We start from the raw sequence: 17,580 nt of genomic DNA, 5'->3' as shown, positions 1-17,580 counted from the left end.
CCGGCACAGATCGTGCTATGCTTGGCCATCTTCGTCGATCCCTCCCTTGTTATGCGAACCTAAAGTTCGTTCAACCATTCGGGTCCCGATGAAGTGCCGATCGCGATCTCGCTACGCCAGACAGCCCTCAAGGCTTCGGTGGGCACCGATCCGATCGAACGGCGACCCAGCTCGGGCGGCCACCCGGGCTGGGCCATTCCTCACGGAACGGCTCAACATAACCGATCAGGCTAATACAAGGGTGGGCAAAGCGAAGCATGCCCACCATCGCCACGATAATTGCAGAAGAATGGTGGGCACGGCGCTGACGCGCCTTTGCCCACCCTAGGAAGTCTGAATGTGCGGCACCCTATTCCGCCGCCAGAATCGTCCCCTCCACTTCGCCAAACCCCACGCGATAACCGTTGCCCTGGCACCAGCCGCGCATCACGAGGGAATCGCCGTCCTCCAGGAAGGAGCGTTTGGCGCCGCCGGGCAACTCCACGGGCTCGGTGCCGTTCCAGCTGATTTCCAAGAGGCTGCCGCGCTGGTTCTTCTCCGGGCCGGAGATGGTGCCGCTCCCAAGGAGATCGCCGACGTTCATGGCGCAACCGCTGGAGGCGTGGTGCATGAGCTGCTGCACCGACGACCAGTACATGTACTTGAAATTGGTGCGGCTGATGCTGGCGGGGGCGTTGGCACCGGCGGTCCGCAAGGACACGTCGAGCGCGATGTCGTAGTTCTGCGGCTTGCTCTGCTTGAGATAATCGAGCGGCGCCGGCTCCTGCTCCGGCCCCTTCAGACGGAACGGCTCCAGCGCTTCGCGCGTCACGACCCATGGGCTGATCGAGGTTGCGAATGCTTTTGCCAGGAACGGGCCAAGCGGCACATATTCCCATTGCTGGATATCGCGCGCGCTCCAGTCGTTGAGCAGCACGAACCCGAAGATCATCTCCTCGGCCTGGCTCTCGGTGAGCATGCCGCCCATCGGCGACGGCTGGCCAACGACGACGCCCATCTCCAGCTCGAAGTCGAGCCGCTTGCACGGCGCGAAGCTCGGCAAGTCCACATTCGGCGGCTTCAGCTGCCCGCGCGGTCGCTTCACTTTCGTCCCTGACACTACGACGGTCGAGGCTCGGCCATTATAAGCGATCGGCATATGCAGCCAGTTCGGCTGGAGCGCATTGTCCTTGCCACGGAACATCACGCCGACATTGGTGGCGTGCTCCTTGGAGGAATAAAAGTCGGTGTAGCCGGAGACGGTGAAGGGCAGATGCAGTTTTGCATCGCGCATCGGCACGAGCGCCTGCTTGCGCAACTCCTCGTTGTCGCACAGCTCCGGATGATCGTGGCGCAGGAGCTCACTGATCCGCGCCCGCGTTGTCGTCCAGACCTTCGGCCCCAGCGCCATGAACGGATTGAGCGAGGCGCCGGAGAATATACCGAGCGGCCCGACGTCGAGCCGGGAATCCTGCTCGAGCTTCCAGAGATCGAGCACATAATTGCCGATAGCGACGCCAACCCGCGGCGTCGGATTGGCCACGGTCGAGAACACGCCATAGGGCAGGTTCTGGATCGGGAAGTCCGAGGCGGGATCGACCTCGATGAAGGAGCGGAGGCTGGGATCGTTGGGGTGGGTTGTCACTTTTGGCTCGGTTCCTTTCTTCCTTCTCCCCTTGTGGGAGAAGGTGGCGCGAAGCGCCGGATGAGGGGGTTCTATCCACGCGTCCAAGTGAGAGAGGCTCTCTTGCGGAGATAACCCCTCACCCGTCTCGCGGCTGCGCCGCGAGCGACCCTCTCCCACAAGGGGAGAGGGGAAGAAAGCTACGGCTTGCTTGGATCGAAGCGTTTCTCCAGCCCCTTCCAGCAATCTGCATAGTCGTCTTGCAGCGTCGGCGAGGTCGCGGCATGTGCGGTGACGCGCTGCGGGTAGCGGGTTTCGAACATGAAGGCCATGGTGCCGGTCAGCTTCACCGGCTTCAATTCCCCGTTGCTGGCATGCTCGAAGGCGTCGCGGTCCGGGCCGTGCGGCAGCATGCAATTGTGCAGGCTGATGCCGCCGGGGACGAAGCCTTGCGGCTTGGCATCGTAGACGCCGTAGATCAGCCCCATGAACTCGCTCATGATGTTCATGTGATACCAGGGCGGGCGGAAGGTGTTTTCCGCGACCATCCAGCGCTCGGGAAAAATCACGAAGTCGATGTTCGCAGTGCCTGCCGTTTCCGACGGCGAGGTCAGCACGGTGAATATCGAGGGATCCGGATGGTCGAAGGCGATCGCGCCGACGGGCGAGAAGGTACGCAGATCGTATTTGTAGGGCGCGTAATTGCCGTGCCAGGCCACAACGTCGATCGGCGAATGGGCGAGCTGCGTCTTAAACAGCGAGCCGCCCCATTTCACGAAGAGCTCGGTCGGCGTGTCCTTGTCCTCGTAGTTTGCGACCGGCGTGAGGAAGTCGCGCGCATTGGCGAGGCAGTTGGCGCCGATCGGGCCGCGCTCCGGCAGCGTGAAAGCGCCGCCATAGTTCTCGCAGAGATAGCCGCGCGCCGGACCGTTCGGGATCTCCACGCGGAACTTGACGCCGCGCGGGATCACCACGATCTCGCCGGGCTCGGCATCGATGCGGCCAAACTCGGTGACGATAAGCAGATTGCCCTGCTGAAGTACGAACATCAGCTCGCCGTCGGCATCGTAGAAGTGCTGGTCCACCATCGACTTGGTGATGAGGTAGACATGCGCCGCCATGCCGGCCTGCGTGTTGACGTCGCCGGCGGTCGTCATGGTCTGCACGCCCTGCAGGAAGGTCATCTCCTCCTGCGGAATCGGCGCTGGATCCCAGCGCAGCTGCGCGATCGGCAGATCGTATTCATGGCACGGCGCCGAGCGCCACAGCCCTACATCGATCTTCTCGAAGCGACCGGAATGCTTCACCGACGGACGAATGCGATAAAGCCAGGAGCGCTCATTGCTGCCGCGGGGCGCCGTGAAGGGCGAGCCCGAGAGCTGCTCGGCGTAGAGCCCGTAGGCGCAGCGCTGCGGCGAATTACGCCCAATCGGCAGCGCGCCCGGCAGCGCCTCGGTCTCAAAGCTGTTGCCGAAGCCGGACATGTAACCCGGCGTCACCTGCGCGGAACTGCGGATGATCTGATCGGGCGAGGTGTTGATGTTCATGACTATCCTCCTCCTTGCAACGCTGCCCACATTTCCTGGTCGCGCTTGTCGGTCCAGATCACAGGATCGTCGATTCCCGACGCTTCGTCATAGGCGCGCGACACGTTGAACGGCAGGCAGTGCTCGTAGATGGCGAAGCTCGAAAATTTCGGATCCATCACCTCGCGCGTCGCCGCCATCGTCTCCTTCAGGGTGCGCCCTTTGGCGACGGAGATTTCCGCGGCCCCATAAAGCGTTGTGACGAAATCACGCGTCATTGCGATGGACTCGCGCACGGTGGCTGTGCCCTTCAGGGCATCACCGCGGCCCGGCGCGATCGCCTTGGGATTGAAGTTGCGGATCTCGTTCAGCGTCAGCGGCCATTCGCGCAAATGCGCATCGCCGCAATAGCAGGCCGAGTGATATTCGATGAGATCGCCGGAGAACATCACCTCTGCGTCCGGCACCCAGGCGACGATGTCGCCGGAGGTGTGGCCGGCACCTAACTGCATCAGGCGCACCTCGCGTTTGCCGAGATAGATCGACATCTCGCCCTCGAACGTCAGGGTCGGCCAGGTCAGGCCTGGAATGCTCTGCGCATCCTGGAACAGGCGCGGGAAGCGGCCGTATTCGGAATCCCAATCCTGCTTGCCGCGCTCTTCGATCAGCCGATAGGTCTCCTGCGAGGCGACGATGCCTTGCGCCTTGTAGGCGGAGGCGCCAAGCACGCGCACCGCGTGATAGTGCGACAGCACGACATATTTGATCGGCTTGTCGGTCACGGTGCGCACGCGCTCGATCACCTTGTTCGCCATTGCGGGCGTCGCCTGCGCATCGAACACGAGACAGCCGTCGTCGCCGACGATGATTGCGGTGTTGGGATCGCCCTCGGCGGTGAACGCGTAGAGATCGGTACCGATCTCCGAGAAGGTGATCTTCTTCTCGGAGAGATCGCCGGTGGATGCGAAGTTCTTCGCCATCAATTCGTCCTTCAGGTCACTGGGTTATTGTTGTTGCTGTTGTTGCTGTTGTTGCTGCTGGCCGTCGATCATGCGGCGCTTTGCAAGTCCGATCGCCTCCCGCAGCACGTCGATGTCGCCGATATGGTTGGCGAGGATCAGCACCAGCGCCGCGTCGAAATCGGCGCTCTGCTCGTCGGTGAGCCCGCGATGGGCCTCGACGATGGCGCGAAAGGCATCGTCGGGGCGCGCGAAGTTGGAACTGGTGGAGAGCGGCATCAGAACCTCAATACAAGCCTTCGGCCCGCGCCAGCGCTGCCGCGATCGTCGCACGCGTCGGGCGGCGGAAGCGCGCCGCGACGTAACCGTCGGGCCTCAGCAGATAGGCGGCGCCCGGCTCGGCGCCGTAGCGTTTCGCGACCAGGCCCGAGGGATCGGCAAGTCCGCCCTCATCTCCAATGCGGATGCCTTTGATGCCATCGGGCACGTCGGTCGGCGCGCCATTGCTGAACGACAGCAAGGTGAAGTCCGTTCCACCCTTGCGGAAGGCATCCGTCAGATAGATCTGCTCGCCGGTCCGCGTTGCGACGGGCGCGTCGAGCATGGAACAGCCGGGCGACGGTCCGCCGTGCCACGTATCCGCATCGAGCGAGGACAGCGGCGAGTCGTAGCTGCACGGCACCGAGAGCCGGCCGCCATTGACCATGCGCTTGCCGAACTCGGTCTCCTTGGCGAGCGACAGCACCGCCTTGCGCAGCCGCGCTTCCTGGTGCGAGTTCGGCGCCATGAAATCGGTCGAGCGGGTGGATTCGCGGATGTTCTCGTCAGCCGCCATGCTGCGCTCGGCATGATAGCTCTCGAGCAGGCTCGCGGGCGAAGTCCCCCGCAGCACACGGTCGAGCTTCCAGGAGAGATTTTCGGCATCCTCGAGTCCCGAGTTCGCACCGCGTGCGCCGAAGGGCGAGACCTGGTGAGCGGAATCGCCGGCAAAAATTACGCGGCCGTGGATGAAGCGGTCCATCCGCCGGCATTGAAATTTGTACAGCGAGATCCACTCGAACTCGAACTTGTCGTGCCCGAGCATGCGCGCGATGCGCGGCCGCACGTTTTCCGGCTTCTTCTCGACGACAGGATCGGCGTCGCGATTGAGTTGGAGATCGATGCGCCAGACATCATCAGGCTGCCGGTGCAAGAGCGCCGAACGTCCGGCATGGAACGGCGGATCGAACCAGAACCAGCGTTCAGTCGGGAATTCCGCGGTCATCTTGACGTCGGCGATCAGGAACTGATCCTCGAACACCTGTCCCGCGAACTCGGCGCCGACCATCTGTCGCAGCGAGGATCGCGCGCCGTCGCAGGCGACGACATATTGCGCGTGCAGCCGATAGGCGCCCTCGGGCGTCTCGATCGTCAGCGCGACGGCATCGTTGCGCTGCTCCAGCGCCGTCACCTTGTTGCGCCACCGCAGGTCGATCGCAGGCAGATCCTGGATGCGATCAACCAGAAAGGCCTCGGCGTAATATTGCTGAAGGTTGATGAAGGCCGGCCGCTTGTGACCGTCCTCGGGCAGCAGGTTGAACTGATAGAGCTGCGACTCGCCGTGGAAGATCCGGCCGACGCTCCAGACCACGCCCTTCTCGACCATGCGGTCGCCGACGCCGAGCCGGTCCCAATATTCCAGCGAACGCTTGGAGAAGCAGATCGCGCGCGAGCCTTCGCCGATACGGTCTGCATCATCAAGAAGAACGACGCGCTGGCCGCGCTGGGCAAGGTCAATCGCCAGCGACAGCCCGACCGGACCCGCACCGACGACCACGAGCGGATGCGCGGCCGGGTCCTGGCCCGAACGATCCTGATCGGGGTGGCGTTGGTAGCCGAACTGGGATTTGGCCTGCGCCATGCACTAACCTCGGCTCTGGTCAGGAGAGGACTGATCTGCTAGATAGTCTCACGTGCAACTATTTTGGACCGGAGCCGGCCGGCCGTCAACTGAATTCGGAGCGCTCTGCTTGGCAAGGACATCCAGTGACATCGCGCTGAGGACACGCGAAGCCGAAGAGGCTTCATCGCGGCCAAAGCCTCGACTCGATCTGTTTAAGTTCGTGCCGTTCCGCCTCAACCGGCTCGCGGCGGAGGTGAGTTCCGCGCTCGCGGTGGAATATCAGGAACGGCATGGCCTCGATATTCCGGCGTGGCGCGTGATCGCCACGCTCGGCTTCCGCAACGACGCCTGTAGCGCGCAATTCATCTCGCAATGCACCCGCACGCACAAATCGACCATCAGCCGTGCGGTGACGGCGCTGCTGCAGCAGGGGCTGATCGAGCGGGTCGAGAACGAAGCCGATCGCCGCGAATTTCGCCTGCAACTGACGAAAAAGGGCCGCGCGCTCTATGAGGAGTTGTTCCCGCAATTGCTGCGACGGGAAGACGAGATCCTCGCCTGCCTCTCCGCGCAGGAGCGCAAGCAGCTCTCGGCTTTGCTCGGCAAGATCGAAGAGAGCCTCGACCTGATCCAGACCAGCGAAGAGGCGGACGCCAAGCAGGCGTATTAGGCGATACTGTCATTCCAGGGCGCTGCGACAGCGGCGAACCCGGAATGACGCTACCGCGTCACTTCGCAAACGATCGCGTCGGCGGCAGGTGCAGCGCCCAGGCATCGATCCTGTCGCTGGCGCGCGGATAGATCTCCGTCACGATCGGATCATGACCGGGAATGAATCGATCAGGGTGACCGGCGAGGCGCTCGATCGTCTCCCAGCCTTGCGCCATGTCGCCGACATTGTAGACGATCGGGAATGGGCTCTTGCGCTGAAGATTGGCGTAGTAATGCGCGGCATCGGACGCCAGCACCACCGGTCCGCGCGCGGTCTCGACCCTGACGACCTGCAAGCCGTCGGAATGGCCGCCGACCCGATGCACGGTCACGCCGGGCGCGACCTCGCCGTCGCCCGAATAAAACGTAACTCGCTCGCCATAGACATGGCGCACCATCTGCGTGACGTGCTCGACCGAGAACGGATGGCGCAAGAGGCCATTGCACATGCAGCGGCCGGTCGCGTAAGCCATCTCGCGCTCCTGGAGATGGAAGCGCGCATGCGGGAAGCGATCGAGATTGCCGGCATGGTCGTAATGCAGATGCGTCACGATGACATCGCGAATCGCGGCCGCGGCGACACCAAAGCGCTCCAGCGCGTCAACAGGATTGAGCGTCAGCTTGCGTGCCCGGGCGCTCGCCTCCTCGGCGTTGAAGCCGGTATCGACCAGGATGTCGCGACCGCTGCCGCGGATCAGCCAGACGAAGTAATCGAGGTCCTGTGCCGCGCTGTCATGCGGGTCGGGCACGAGGAAGTTCATGTGAGGAGTGCGCGGCGACATCGTCGCATAGCGCAGTGCGTAGATCTCGTGGACGTTTCCCATGCCTGTGCTCTTTGTTTTTTTCTGAGTGGACCTGCGGGACGAGCCGGCGCACCAAGCCATTGTCCGCAGCAAAGGTCAAACACCTGGGGTTGCAACGGCCGCAGTCCTGCAATGTGAGAGCAATCACATTTTCGTCGCCCTGGCTGTCCTAACATCCCGCAGACAGGATCGCGCCAGATGCATCGAGCACAACCATGACAGCCCCCCTTTATTCCACTCGCAGCGTGCCCATGCCTTGCGGTCGATCGTCGCGATAAAGCCGAATGTCCAAGCGGTTGACGCCCCCCGTCCCCGGTTTGATAATGCCTAGAGCGTAAGTTAAGGTCGCCGCGGCGCAAGCTGGAACGGCGCCTTTTTGGCTGGACCGCGCTGATTATGAAAAATCGCTTCCTTTTTCTGCTGCCCCTGCTCATCTCGCTTATCCCGACTGCTCCGACGCTTGCGGCTGGCGACCGCTTTGCGCTGGTGATCGGCAACGCCAAATATCCGGATGCGGATGCCCCGTTGAAGGAACCGATCAATGATGCGCGCGACGTCGCCGACGAGCTCAAGCGCGACGGCTTTTCCGTCGAGATCGGCGAGAACCTGACCGGCGACGGCATGCGCCGCGCCTTCGACAAGCTCTACGGCAAGATCAAGCCGGGTTCGGTGGCGCTGGTGTTCTTCAGCGGGTTCGGCATCCAGTCCGCGCGTCAGAGCTACTTGCTGCCGGTCGATGCGCAGATCTGGACCGAATCCGACGTGCGCCGCGACGGTTTCAGCCTGGAGAGCGTGCTTGGCGAGCTCAACACCCGCGGTGCCGGCGTCAAGATCGCGCTGATCGATGCCTCCAGGCGCAACCCGTTCGAGCGCCGGTTCCGCAGCTTCTCGGCCGGCCTGACCCCGGTCATCGCGCCGAATGGCACCCTGGTGATGTATTCGGCGGCGCTGGCCTCGGTGGTCTCGGATGCCGGCGGCGAGCACAGCCTGTTCGTCCAGGAGCTGCTGAAGGAAATTCGCGTTCCCGACCTGATGGCCGAGGAGACGCTGAACCGCACCAAGATGGGCGTTACCCGCGCCTCGCGCGGCGAGCAGGTACCATGGATATCCTCTTCATTGGCTGAAGATTTCTCGTTCATTCCGGGGGCCGGCGGATCGCGGCCGTCGACGACGCCACCACCGGCGCCGCCGGCCGTGGTCGCCAACAACCCGCCGCCGGCACCACCCGGGCCGCCGACACCGCCTCCGCCGACGAAGCCGGCCGACACGGTTGCGTCGCCGGCGCCACCCCCTCCTCCTGCACCGGCACCCTCGCCGAAGCCGCAGGTCGAGGCCGCCCTGCCGCCACCGCTGGCGCCCGCGAAGCCGGCTGATCCCGCTCCCGCGCCGAACGCGGACGGCGGGCCGAGCCCCGCCGTCCTGGCTGACGACCCCACGATCAAGAGCCTCACAGCCAAGATTGCCACCAATCCGGACGACGTGAACGCGCTGTACCGGCGCGGCCAGGTCTATGCCAGCAAGGGCGCCTACAACCTCGCCATCAAGGATTTCGACGATACGCTCCGCATCAACGCGAAGGACGTCGAGGCGCTGAACAACCGCTGCTGGACCCGCACCGTGGTCGGCGACCTTCAGGGCGCACTCAAGGATTGCAACGAGGCGCTGCGGCTGCGGCCGAACTTCGTCGATGCGTTGGACAGCCGCGGGCTCGTCAACCTGAAATCGGGAGCGGTCAAGAACGCCATCGCCGATTTCGACGCGGCCCTGAAGATCAATCCCCGCCTGACCTCCTCGCTCTACGGACGCGGGCTTGCCAAGCAGCGCAACGGCTCCGCCCAGGAAGGTGCGCTCGACATCGCCAATGCCAAGGCGATGGATCCGAACATCGTTCAGGAATTCGCAAGTTACGGAGTGCGTTGATATTTTTTTGAGTTGAGGGAAGACACGCCTCGAACCTTGAACAGCCCAAGAAAGACTAATGGGCGGATGCCGCAAGGGGGCTTTCCCGAGGGCTTATTGCAGGAATTTGGAAACGCGCGAGCTGGCTGCGCAGGAGGGACTGCTATGAGATTGGCTGCAAAGGGACTTACCGCGATCCTGTCGATCATCACCATCGGCGCCGCTCTGTCGCTGCCGGCTCCGCCCGCCGTCGCGGGCGACGAAAGCAACAGCAAGAACGTCACCGAGGACGAGATCGTCCGCGCGCTCGCGCCGCCGGCAAAGAAGCCTTTGACGCGCGGCCTCTCGATCGCTCCGCAGGCCGATCCCGCGCCGAACGCGGCGGAGACCAAGCTGATCCAGTCCATGCGTGGCCGCTCGACGCGCTCGCTGTCGTCGAGCGAGCGCGAGGAAATCGCCTCGGTCGCCAAGGACAAGCCGAACATCGATCTCGAGATCACGTTCGACTACAACTCCGCCAATATCAGTGCCAAGTCGATGCCGTCCGTGCAGGCGCTCGGCCGGGCGCTGACCAGCCCCGACCTCAAGGGCTCGACCTTCGTGGTCGCCGGGCACACCGATGCCGCAGGCGGCGAAGCCTACAACCAGGACCTGTCGGAACGCCGCGCCGATTCGATCAAGCGCTACCTCGTCGACAAGTACGGCATCTCCGCGACCGACCTCGTCACAGTCGGCTACGGGAAGAGCAAGCTGAAGGATCCGAGCCAGCCGATGGCGGAGGTCAACCGCCGCGTGCAGGTCGTCAACATGGAAAACAAGACCACCGCATCCAAGTAAGCACGACGCAATCCTTTGCAGTGATAAGTCGTGATGTGGTGTAACGTCTCGCTTCCAGAGCGCGTCCCGCAGCCCTGCGGGACGCCGCTTCATTTCAGGGAAACGCTCTCGATAGGCCTCGTACGGACGGCCGTGAGCCAGGCCAGGATGATCCGGCGATGAACCTTTCCGAATATCTCAAGCCGGCGGGAACGGTGGTGTTCGTCGTGGCGCTCGGCCTCGGCTATTATCTGTTTGAGCATCGGCATCGCCCTGAGGCAAAGGAAACGCCGGGCGAGGCGCTCGTCATCGTGACGAAATCGACCAATGCCTGCTTCTCCGACCTCGTGCGGGTGACCGGCTTCTTCGTGCCGCGCCGCGAGGCCGTGGTCGTGGCCGACCAGGAAGGCTCGCGGGTTACGGACCTCTTCGTCACCGAAGGCACTGTTGTCACCGACAATCAGGAACTGGCGCGCCTGACCGCGCCGCCGCAGATGCCGGGCCAACCGCAGCGGCCCGGCCCGCAAGGCCCGATCTCGCTGAAGGCGCCTGCGCCGGGCCTCATCACCGAGGTCCGCACCATCGTCGGCGCGCCGGCCTCGCCGCAGGCCGGCCCGATGTTCCGCATCGCCGTCAACAGCGAAATCGAGCTCGACGCCCAGGTCCCGGCGGTTCACATGCCCAAGCTCAGCTCCGGTGCGACCGTGCGCATCAGCCGCGACGACGCGCCCGATCTGATCGGCCGGGTCCGGCTGGTTGCGCCCGAAATCGACCGCGCGACCCAGCTCGGGCGCGTGCGCATCAGCGTCACTAACAATCCCTCGCTGAAGGTCGGCGTATTCGCCCGCGCCTCGATCGATGCCAAGCGAAGCTGCGGCGTCTCGATCCCCAAGACCGCGATCGACCATCTCACCGTGCAAGTCGTCAAGGGCAACATTGTCGAGACGCGAAAGGTGCGGGTCGGACTGTCGTCCGACAGCGCGACGGAAATCCTGGAAGGGCTCGAGGTCGGCGAAATCGTCGTCGCCGACGCCGGCTCTTCGCTCCATGACGGCGACCAGATCAAAACCATGTTCGCCGATGAACTCGATCGCACGCGGGTACGCTGATGGCTCTCAATATCTCGGCATGGTCGATCCGCAATCCGTTGCCGTCGGTCGTCTTCTCGATCATCCTCCTGATCCTCGGCTGGACCTCCTTCACCAAACTTGCGGTGACGCGGCTGCCGTCGGCCGACATTCCCGTGATCTCGGTCGCGGTATCGCAATTCGGCGCTGCGCCGGCCGAGCTGGAATCCCAGGTCACCAAGACGGTTGAAGACGCCGTCTCCGGCGTCGAGGGCGTGCGGCACATCACCTCCTCGATCACCGACGGCCTGTCGGTCACCACGATCCAGTTCGCGCTGGAGACCAACACGGACCGCGCGCTCAACGACGTCAAAGACGCGGTGACGCGTGTGCGCTCCAACCTGCCGCAGAACGTCACTGAGCCGCTGATCCAGCGCGTCGACGTCATCGGCCTGCCGATCGTCACCTATGCCGCGATCTCGCCCGGCAAGACGCCCGAGCAGCTCTCCTATTTCGTCGACGACGTGGTCAAGCGCGCGCTGCAGGGTGTGCGCGGCGTCGCCCAGGTCGAGCGCATCGGCGGCGTCGAGCGCGAGATCCTGGTTTCGCTCGACCCCGATCGATTGCAGGCGATGGGCCTGACCGCGGTCAATGTCAGCCAGAGCCTGCGCGGCACCAATGTCGACGTCGCCGGCGGCCGCGCCGAGATCGGCAAGAACGACCAGGCCATCCGCACGCTCGCCGGCGCCAAGACGCTGGGCGATCTTGCCGGCACAATGATCCCGCTGTTCGGCGGCGGCGAGGTCCGGCTCGACGATCTTGGCACCGTCACCGACACCATTGCCGACCGTCGCACCTTCGCCCGCTTCAACGGCGAGCCGGTGGTCGCGCTCGGCATCAAGCGCTCCAAGGGCGCCAGCGATGTGAAGGTAGCCGAGGCCGTGCAAAAGCGCATCGACGCGCTGAAGGCCTCCTATCCCGACGTCGATCTGAAGCTGATCGACACTTCGGTCGAATATACCAAGGGCAATTACCACGCGGCGATCTCGACCCTGTTCGAAGGCGCCATCCTCGCCGTTGTCATTGTGCTCCTGTTCCTGCGCGACCTGCGCGCGACCATCATCGCCGCGATTTCGCTGCCGTTGTCGATCTTCCCGGCGTTCTGGGCGATGGACCTGCTCGGCTTCTCGCTGAACCTCGTCAGCTTTCTCGCCATCACGCTGTCGACGGGTATTCTGGTCGACGACGCCATCGTCGAGATCGAGAATATCGTCCGGCACATGAACATGGGCAAGTCGCCCTACCGTGCCGCGCTCGAGGCCGCCGACGAGATCGGCCTCGCGGTGATCGCGATCTCGCTGACCATCATCGCGATCTTCGCACCCGCGAGCTTCATGTCGGGCATCGCGGGACAGTTCTTCAAGCAGTTCGGCATCACCGTTTCGGTGCAAGTATTCTTCTCGCTGCTGGCGGCCCGCTTCGTCACCCCGGTGCTAGCCGCCTACTTTCTCAAGCACCACACGCATGTGGAGCCGCCGCCCGGCCGCATCTTGCGGTCCTATCATGGGATCGTGGCCTGGTCGGTGAAGCACTATTTTATCACGGTGCTGATCGGGCTCGGCGTCTTCGCCGCCTCGATCTGGAGCATCACGCTGCTGCCGCAGGGCTTTCTGCCGGCGCAGGACAGCGCCCGCTCGCTGCTTGCCCTCGAGCTGCCGCCTGGCACTCAGCTCGCCTACACCGAAAAGGTCACCGAGGACATCGTCGCGCGGCTGCGCAAGCGGCCCGAGGTGAAGAGCATCTTCGTCGACGGTGGGCGCGTCCCGCCGGGCACTCAGGAAGTCCGGCGCGCCGCCCTGATCATCAACTACACGCCCAAGGACAGCCGCGACATTACCCAGCGCGAGCTCGAGTTCTCGATCAGCCAGGAGCTGGAGAACGTTCCCGACATCCGCTTCTGGTTCCTGGACGAGAACGGCCTGCGCGCGATCTCGCTGGTGGTGACCGGTGTCGATCCCAACATCGTCAACAACGTCGCGAGCGAGCTTGCGACGCAGATGAAGCGCATTCCTACCATCGCCAACGTGATCTCGGAGACCTCGCTGGAGCGACCCGAGCTGCGCATCGAGCCGCGCGCCGATCTCGCCGCGCGGCTCGGCGTCTCGACCGAAAGCCTGTCGCAGACCATCCGCGTCGCCACCATCGGCGACGTCGGGCCTGCACTCGCCAAGTTCGACGTCGGCGATCGCCTGGTGCCGATCCGTGTGCAGCTCGAAGACGCCGCGCGCGGCAATCTGAAGACGCTCGAGCAGCTCCGTGTCCCGCTCGGGGAGCACGGCGAGAAGGGCGGCGTGCCGCTCTCGGTCATCGCCGACGTCAAGCTCGACCAGGGCCCCACCAGCATCAATCGCTACGACCGCGAGCGGCAGGCGACCGTTGCGGCCGACCTTGTCGGCTCCGCCGCGCTCGGCGATGCCACCAAGAAGATCTACGACCTGCCGGTGATGAAGAGTCTGCCGAAAGGCGTGAAAGTCTCACCCTCCGGCGACGCCGAGAGCCTGAACGAGCTGTCCGACGGTTTTGCGACCGCGATCACGGCCGGCCTGATGATGGTCTACGCCGTGCTGGTGCTGCTGTTCGGCACTTTCCTCCAGCCGATCACCATCCTGTTCTCGCTGCCGCTCTCGATCGGCGGCGCGATCGCCGCCTTGCTCGTCACCGGCAAGCAGCTCACCACGCCGGTGTGGATCGGCATCCTGATGCTGATGGGTATCGTCACCAAGAACGCGATCATGCTGGTGGAGTTCGCCATCGAAGCCATTCGCGCCGGCAAGCCGCGCGAGGAGGCCATGATCGACGCCGGCATGAAGCGCGCCCGCCCCATCGTGATGACCACGATCGCGATGGCCGCGGGCATGATGCCGAGCGCGCTCGCGGTCGGTGCCGGCGGCGAGTTCCGCTCACCGATGGCGCTCGCGGTGATCGGCGGCCTGATCTTCTCGACCATCCTGTCGCTGGTGTTCGTGCCTGCGATGTTCATGGTGATGGACGATTTCGGCGCCCTGATCTGGCGCTTCGCCAAGCGGTTGATCGTGCACAGCGAGGACGCGGTGGTCGCCGGTCATCACGGAGCAGCGCCGGCGGAAGCGGCGGAAACCGCGCCAGCGCCGAAGAACCTCGCGCGCCCAGCGGCGGAGTAGCTGTCGGGACAAGGCGCGCTCGTAAGTTCTACTCGTTCCGTGCGATCGCGGTCAGCTTCGTCATGTTCCTCAGCAATATCCGGCCGCGCTGGAGATCGAGGATTGCCTCCTTGCGCCAGGCCTGAAGCTGGCGGTTGACACTTTCACGGGCGGCGCCGACGAAGACGCCGAGCTGCTCCTGCGAGATGTGCACCTCCGAGCCGAAATCGGCGGCGAGCGCGCAGAGCCGCCGCGCCAGCCGGACCGGCAGCGGTTGCAGCATGGATTCCTCCATGCGCTCGCTCTGCCAGCGGATGCGCTGGCAGAGCAGCGCGATGATCTTGATCGCGACCTTCGGCTCGCGCTCGAGGAAACCGAGGAAATCCTCGCGCCGCAGCACGAACAATTCGCTCGCCTCGCCCGCGGTCGCATCGGCTGTGCGGCTCTGGCCGTCCAGCACCGCGACCTCACCGAACAGGTCGCCTGGCCCCATGAAGTTCAGCGTCAGCCGGCTGCCGTCGGAGGCGCCGGTCTCGATGCGGACCTGGCCGCGGCGCACGCCGAACAGCGCGTCTCCTGGATCGCCCTTCTGAAATAGCACCTCGCCGCTCGCCAGATGCTGGGTGTGGCAGAGACCGGACAGCCGCTGGAGCTCGTCCGCGCCGAGGTCAGCGAACATCGCGTTCATCTTCAGGATGACCGCAAATTCGGCCTGCTTGCTCATTTCAATGTCCTTGTCAATTTACTCGTGAATGTCCTTGGCAAATCGCTTGGAACCATCAGCCTAGGATCGCGTAAAACCGCGCCGGAGAAGTGTGGCATAAGTCACATAACTTTGCAGCACCTCCCGATTATTTTTGCGTGCTTGGAGCCGCTTCCCGTCCCGGGATAAACTCACGTGCAAATGACGGTAATCTGCCGGGTTCGCCGCCGATCGTCCGTCGCTGGGAAGTCGACATGAGAGCTATGAAGTTCGTCGGCGCGGCAATGGCCGCCGTCATCATCGTGATTGCAATCCTTCTGGTGGTCGGAATCCCCTCCGGCTTCCTGACCTCGACGATTGCCTCGCGGGTCGAGAGCGCGACCGGCTATCGCCTGTCGATCGACGGCACCACGAAGATCAGCCTGTGGCCGACGCTGAACGTCACTCTGAGCGACCTCACGCTGCAAGACCCGAAGGACCGCAGCGGCATCACGCGCCTGACGATCGCTAGCCTGCAGGCCGACATGTCGCTCTCCAGCGTGTGGTCGGGCCGGCCTGAGATCAGCGAGTTCGTCGTGATCCATCCCGTGCTTTACCAGCCGCTCCTGCGTGAGCGCCTGCCGAATGCCGGCACCGCGTCGAAGCCGCTCGCGCTCGACACGAATGGCGCGACCATCGACCGCGTCAAGATCACCGACGGCGAGATTGCATTCGCGCGCGTGCGCGATCGCGTCGAGGGCCGCATCAGCGCCATCAACGCCGAGGCGGTCGTTGGTGGCGATCGCAAAGTCAACATCACCGGCGCCGCGCGCGTCGGCGAACATCCAACCAAGTTCGACATCAAGGGGACCACGCCGGCGGCGACCGGCGACCGGCCGACGATCCCGGTCGACTTCGCCATCGACATGCCCGACGTGCTGAAGTCCCAGCTCGCAGGTCACGCCGAGATCCGGCTGAGCGGCGACATCGTGATGATCAACGGCCTGAACGGCAGGCTCGGCGACAGCCCCTTCAACGGCTGGGCTTCGGTCGATATCGCGAGCAAGCCGCTGGTCAAGGTCGATCTCGACTTCCAGCGGCTCGCGATTCCGCTGGCAAAATCGCCGGAGGGCGCGGCCGGGCAGCCTTGGAGCAATGCGCCGATCGACGTCTCCGGGCTCAACTATGTCGACGCGCAAGTGAGGATCTCGGCGAACGAGGCCGTGATCGGCGATGCGCACCTCTCGCCGCTCGCGCTCGATGCAAAACTCGCCGGCGGCGTGCTGAAGGCCAGCACCGCCAATCTCGGCGCCTATGGCGGTCAGGTCTCGGGCGAGATCATCCTGGATGCGACCACCGGCGCACCGAGTTTCGCCATGCATTCCGATCTCGTCGGTGTCCGCGCGCGGCCATTGCTCCAGGGCCTTGCCGAATTCGACCGAATCGACGGCAAGCTGCAGGCCAAGCTCGCTTTGCGCAGCGCCGGCACCAGCCAGCGCGCGCTGATGGCGAACATGCAGGGCACGGCCTTCGTGAATTTCCAGGACGGCGCGATCCGCGGCATCAACGTCGCACAGATGATCCGCTCGCTCACCATGGGCACGCTGTCCGGCTGGCAGGAAAATCAGGACCCCAGCCAGGAGCAGAGCACGGACCTGTCGCAGCTCTCGGCCTCCTTCCGCATCGACAAGGGCCAGGCGGTGACGACCGATCTCAATCTGACCGGGCCGCTGGTGCGCGTCACCGGCGCCGGCACCATCGCCCTCGACACCAAGATGATGGGCTTCCGCGTCGAGCCCAAGCTCGTGATGACGACCGAGGGTCAGGGCCGTACCTCCGACCCGGTCGGCTTCGGCATCCCCGTGATGATCCAGGGCACCTGGTCGCAGCCGCGGATCTATCCCGACATGGCCGGCGTGCTCGACAATCCGGATGCCGCCTATGCCAAGCTGCGCGAGATGGGCAAGGGCCTGTTCGGCCCCGATGGCGCCGGGCTTGGCAATATCCTGGGCGGCCTGGGGTTGGGCGGCACCACCGCACCGGGCGGCGGCAGCGCGAGCGGCAATGCCAATCCACAAGGTTCGCAGCCGGGACAGAACAATCCGCTCGGCGGTCCCCTGGGCGAAGCCATCGGCAATCTGATCCAGCAGGGGCTTTCCAGCGGCGCGGGAGCTGGCACCGGCCGCAGCCGCAGCCTGCCGGCGACGCCATCAACGTCGGCGCCACAGGCCTCGCCTGCCGCCCCCGCCCTGGAGGACCCGCCGATGGTACAGCAGGACAGTCAGCCAATGAACGACGTGCTGCGGCAGCTCTTCAATCGGTGATTGGCGGACCCGCGCACTGGGCTCCACAGCGATCCCTTACATCGGCAGCGGGTAACCACAACGGCGGCTCGGCCGGCCGCCTTGGCAATCCTTGGCCCGAATTGTGGTAGAAGGCTGCCAGCGCCGGTA

13 protein-coding genes are annotated in these 17,580 nt (G+C 64.4%); 6 read left to right on the top strand and 7 right to left on the bottom strand.

Features of this window, described 5'->3' with window-relative positions; genetic code table 11:
- Window positions 1-349: 349 nt before the first annotated feature.
- From fahA to IVB12_RS28325, 5 genes are all read right to left on the bottom strand, one after another.
- Window positions 350-1,624, bottom strand: coding sequence for a fumarylacetoacetase (gene fahA, locus IVB12_RS28345; protein ID WP_247304045.1), 1,275 nt, complete (start codon window positions 1,622-1,624; stop codon window positions 350-352).
- 179 nt (window positions 1,625-1,803) lie between these two features.
- A complete protein-coding gene (hmgA, locus tag IVB12_RS28340; protein WP_247304044.1) occupies window positions 1,804-3,150 on the bottom strand; it encodes a homogentisate 1,2-dioxygenase in 1,347 nt (448 codons plus the stop codon).
- A gap of 2 nt (window positions 3,151-3,152) precedes the next feature.
- A complete protein-coding gene (locus IVB12_RS28335; protein WP_247304042.1) occupies window positions 3,153-4,109 on the bottom strand; it encodes an MBL fold metallo-hydrolase in 957 nt (318 codons plus the stop codon).
- A gap of 24 nt (window positions 4,110-4,133) precedes the next feature.
- Window positions 4,134-4,367, bottom strand: a complete 234-nt coding sequence (locus tag IVB12_RS28330; RefSeq protein WP_247304040.1) for a DUF2783 domain-containing protein — start codon at window positions 4,365-4,367, stop codon at window positions 4,134-4,136.
- A gap of 7 nt (window positions 4,368-4,374) precedes the next feature.
- The gene (locus IVB12_RS28325; protein WP_247304038.1) at window positions 4,375-5,988 is read right to left on the bottom strand and encodes an FAD-dependent oxidoreductase; all 1,614 of its coding nucleotides are present in this window, start codon (window positions 5,986-5,988) and stop codon (window positions 4,375-4,377) included.
- 109 nt (window positions 5,989-6,097) lie between these two features.
- Between IVB12_RS28325 and IVB12_RS28320 the strand changes: the two genes are divergently transcribed.
- Window positions 6,098-6,640 (top strand): MarR family transcriptional regulator, encoded by a 543-nt coding sequence (locus IVB12_RS28320; protein ID WP_247304036.1) that lies wholly within the window; start codon window positions 6,098-6,100, stop codon window positions 6,638-6,640.
- Window positions 6,641-6,698: 58 nt separating this feature from the next.
- Here IVB12_RS28320 and IVB12_RS28315 read toward each other — a convergent pair whose 3' ends face one another.
- Entirely contained in the window at window positions 6,699-7,505 is an 807-nt protein-coding gene (locus tag IVB12_RS28315; protein ID WP_247304033.1) for an N-acyl homoserine lactonase family protein, read from the bottom strand.
- 375 nt (window positions 7,506-7,880) lie between these two features.
- On the opposite strand from IVB12_RS28315, the gene IVB12_RS28310 reads away from it, so the two are divergent.
- From IVB12_RS28310 to IVB12_RS28295, 4 genes are all read left to right on the top strand, one after another.
- A complete protein-coding gene (locus IVB12_RS28310; RefSeq protein ID WP_247304031.1) occupies window positions 7,881-9,404 on the top strand; it encodes a caspase family protein in 1,524 nt (507 codons plus the stop codon).
- Window positions 9,405-9,548: 144 nt separating this feature from the next.
- Entirely contained in the window at window positions 9,549-10,220 is a 672-nt protein-coding gene (locus IVB12_RS28305; RefSeq protein ID WP_247304029.1) for an OmpA family protein, read from the top strand.
- A gap of 158 nt (window positions 10,221-10,378) precedes the next feature.
- On the top strand, window positions 10,379-11,308 hold the full coding sequence (locus IVB12_RS28300; protein ID WP_247304027.1) for an efflux RND transporter periplasmic adaptor subunit: 930 nt from the start codon (window positions 10,379-10,381) through the stop codon (window positions 11,306-11,308).
- Window positions 11,308-14,466 carry an efflux RND transporter permease subunit gene (locus tag IVB12_RS28295; RefSeq protein WP_247304025.1) on the top strand — a complete coding sequence of 1,053 codons (3,159 nt, stop codon included), beginning with the start codon at window positions 11,308-11,310 and terminating at the stop codon, window positions 14,464-14,466. The genes IVB12_RS28300 and IVB12_RS28295 overlap by 1 nt, the downstream gene beginning before the upstream one ends.
- Window positions 14,467-14,494: 28 nt before the next feature.
- On the opposite strand, the gene IVB12_RS28290 is transcribed toward IVB12_RS28295, so the two are convergent.
- Window positions 14,495-15,169 (bottom strand): Crp/Fnr family transcriptional regulator, encoded by a 675-nt coding sequence (locus IVB12_RS28290; protein ID WP_247278655.1) that lies wholly within the window; start codon window positions 15,167-15,169, stop codon window positions 14,495-14,497.
- Between the two features lie 233 nt (window positions 15,170-15,402).
- On the opposite strand from IVB12_RS28290, the gene IVB12_RS28285 reads away from it, so the two are divergent.
- Window positions 15,403-17,451 carry an AsmA family protein gene (locus IVB12_RS28285; protein ID WP_247304022.1) on the top strand — a complete coding sequence of 683 codons (2,049 nt, stop codon included), beginning with the start codon at window positions 15,403-15,405 and terminating at the stop codon, window positions 17,449-17,451.
- Window positions 17,452-17,580 lie beyond the last annotated feature (129 nt).

Source organism: Bradyrhizobium sp. 179, from assembly GCF_023073535.1.
Classification (GTDB): domain Bacteria; phylum Pseudomonadota; class Alphaproteobacteria; order Rhizobiales; family Xanthobacteraceae; genus Bradyrhizobium.
The sequence above is the reverse complement of the archived record's forward strand: the minus strand, read 5'-3'. Positions and strand labels throughout refer to the sequence as shown.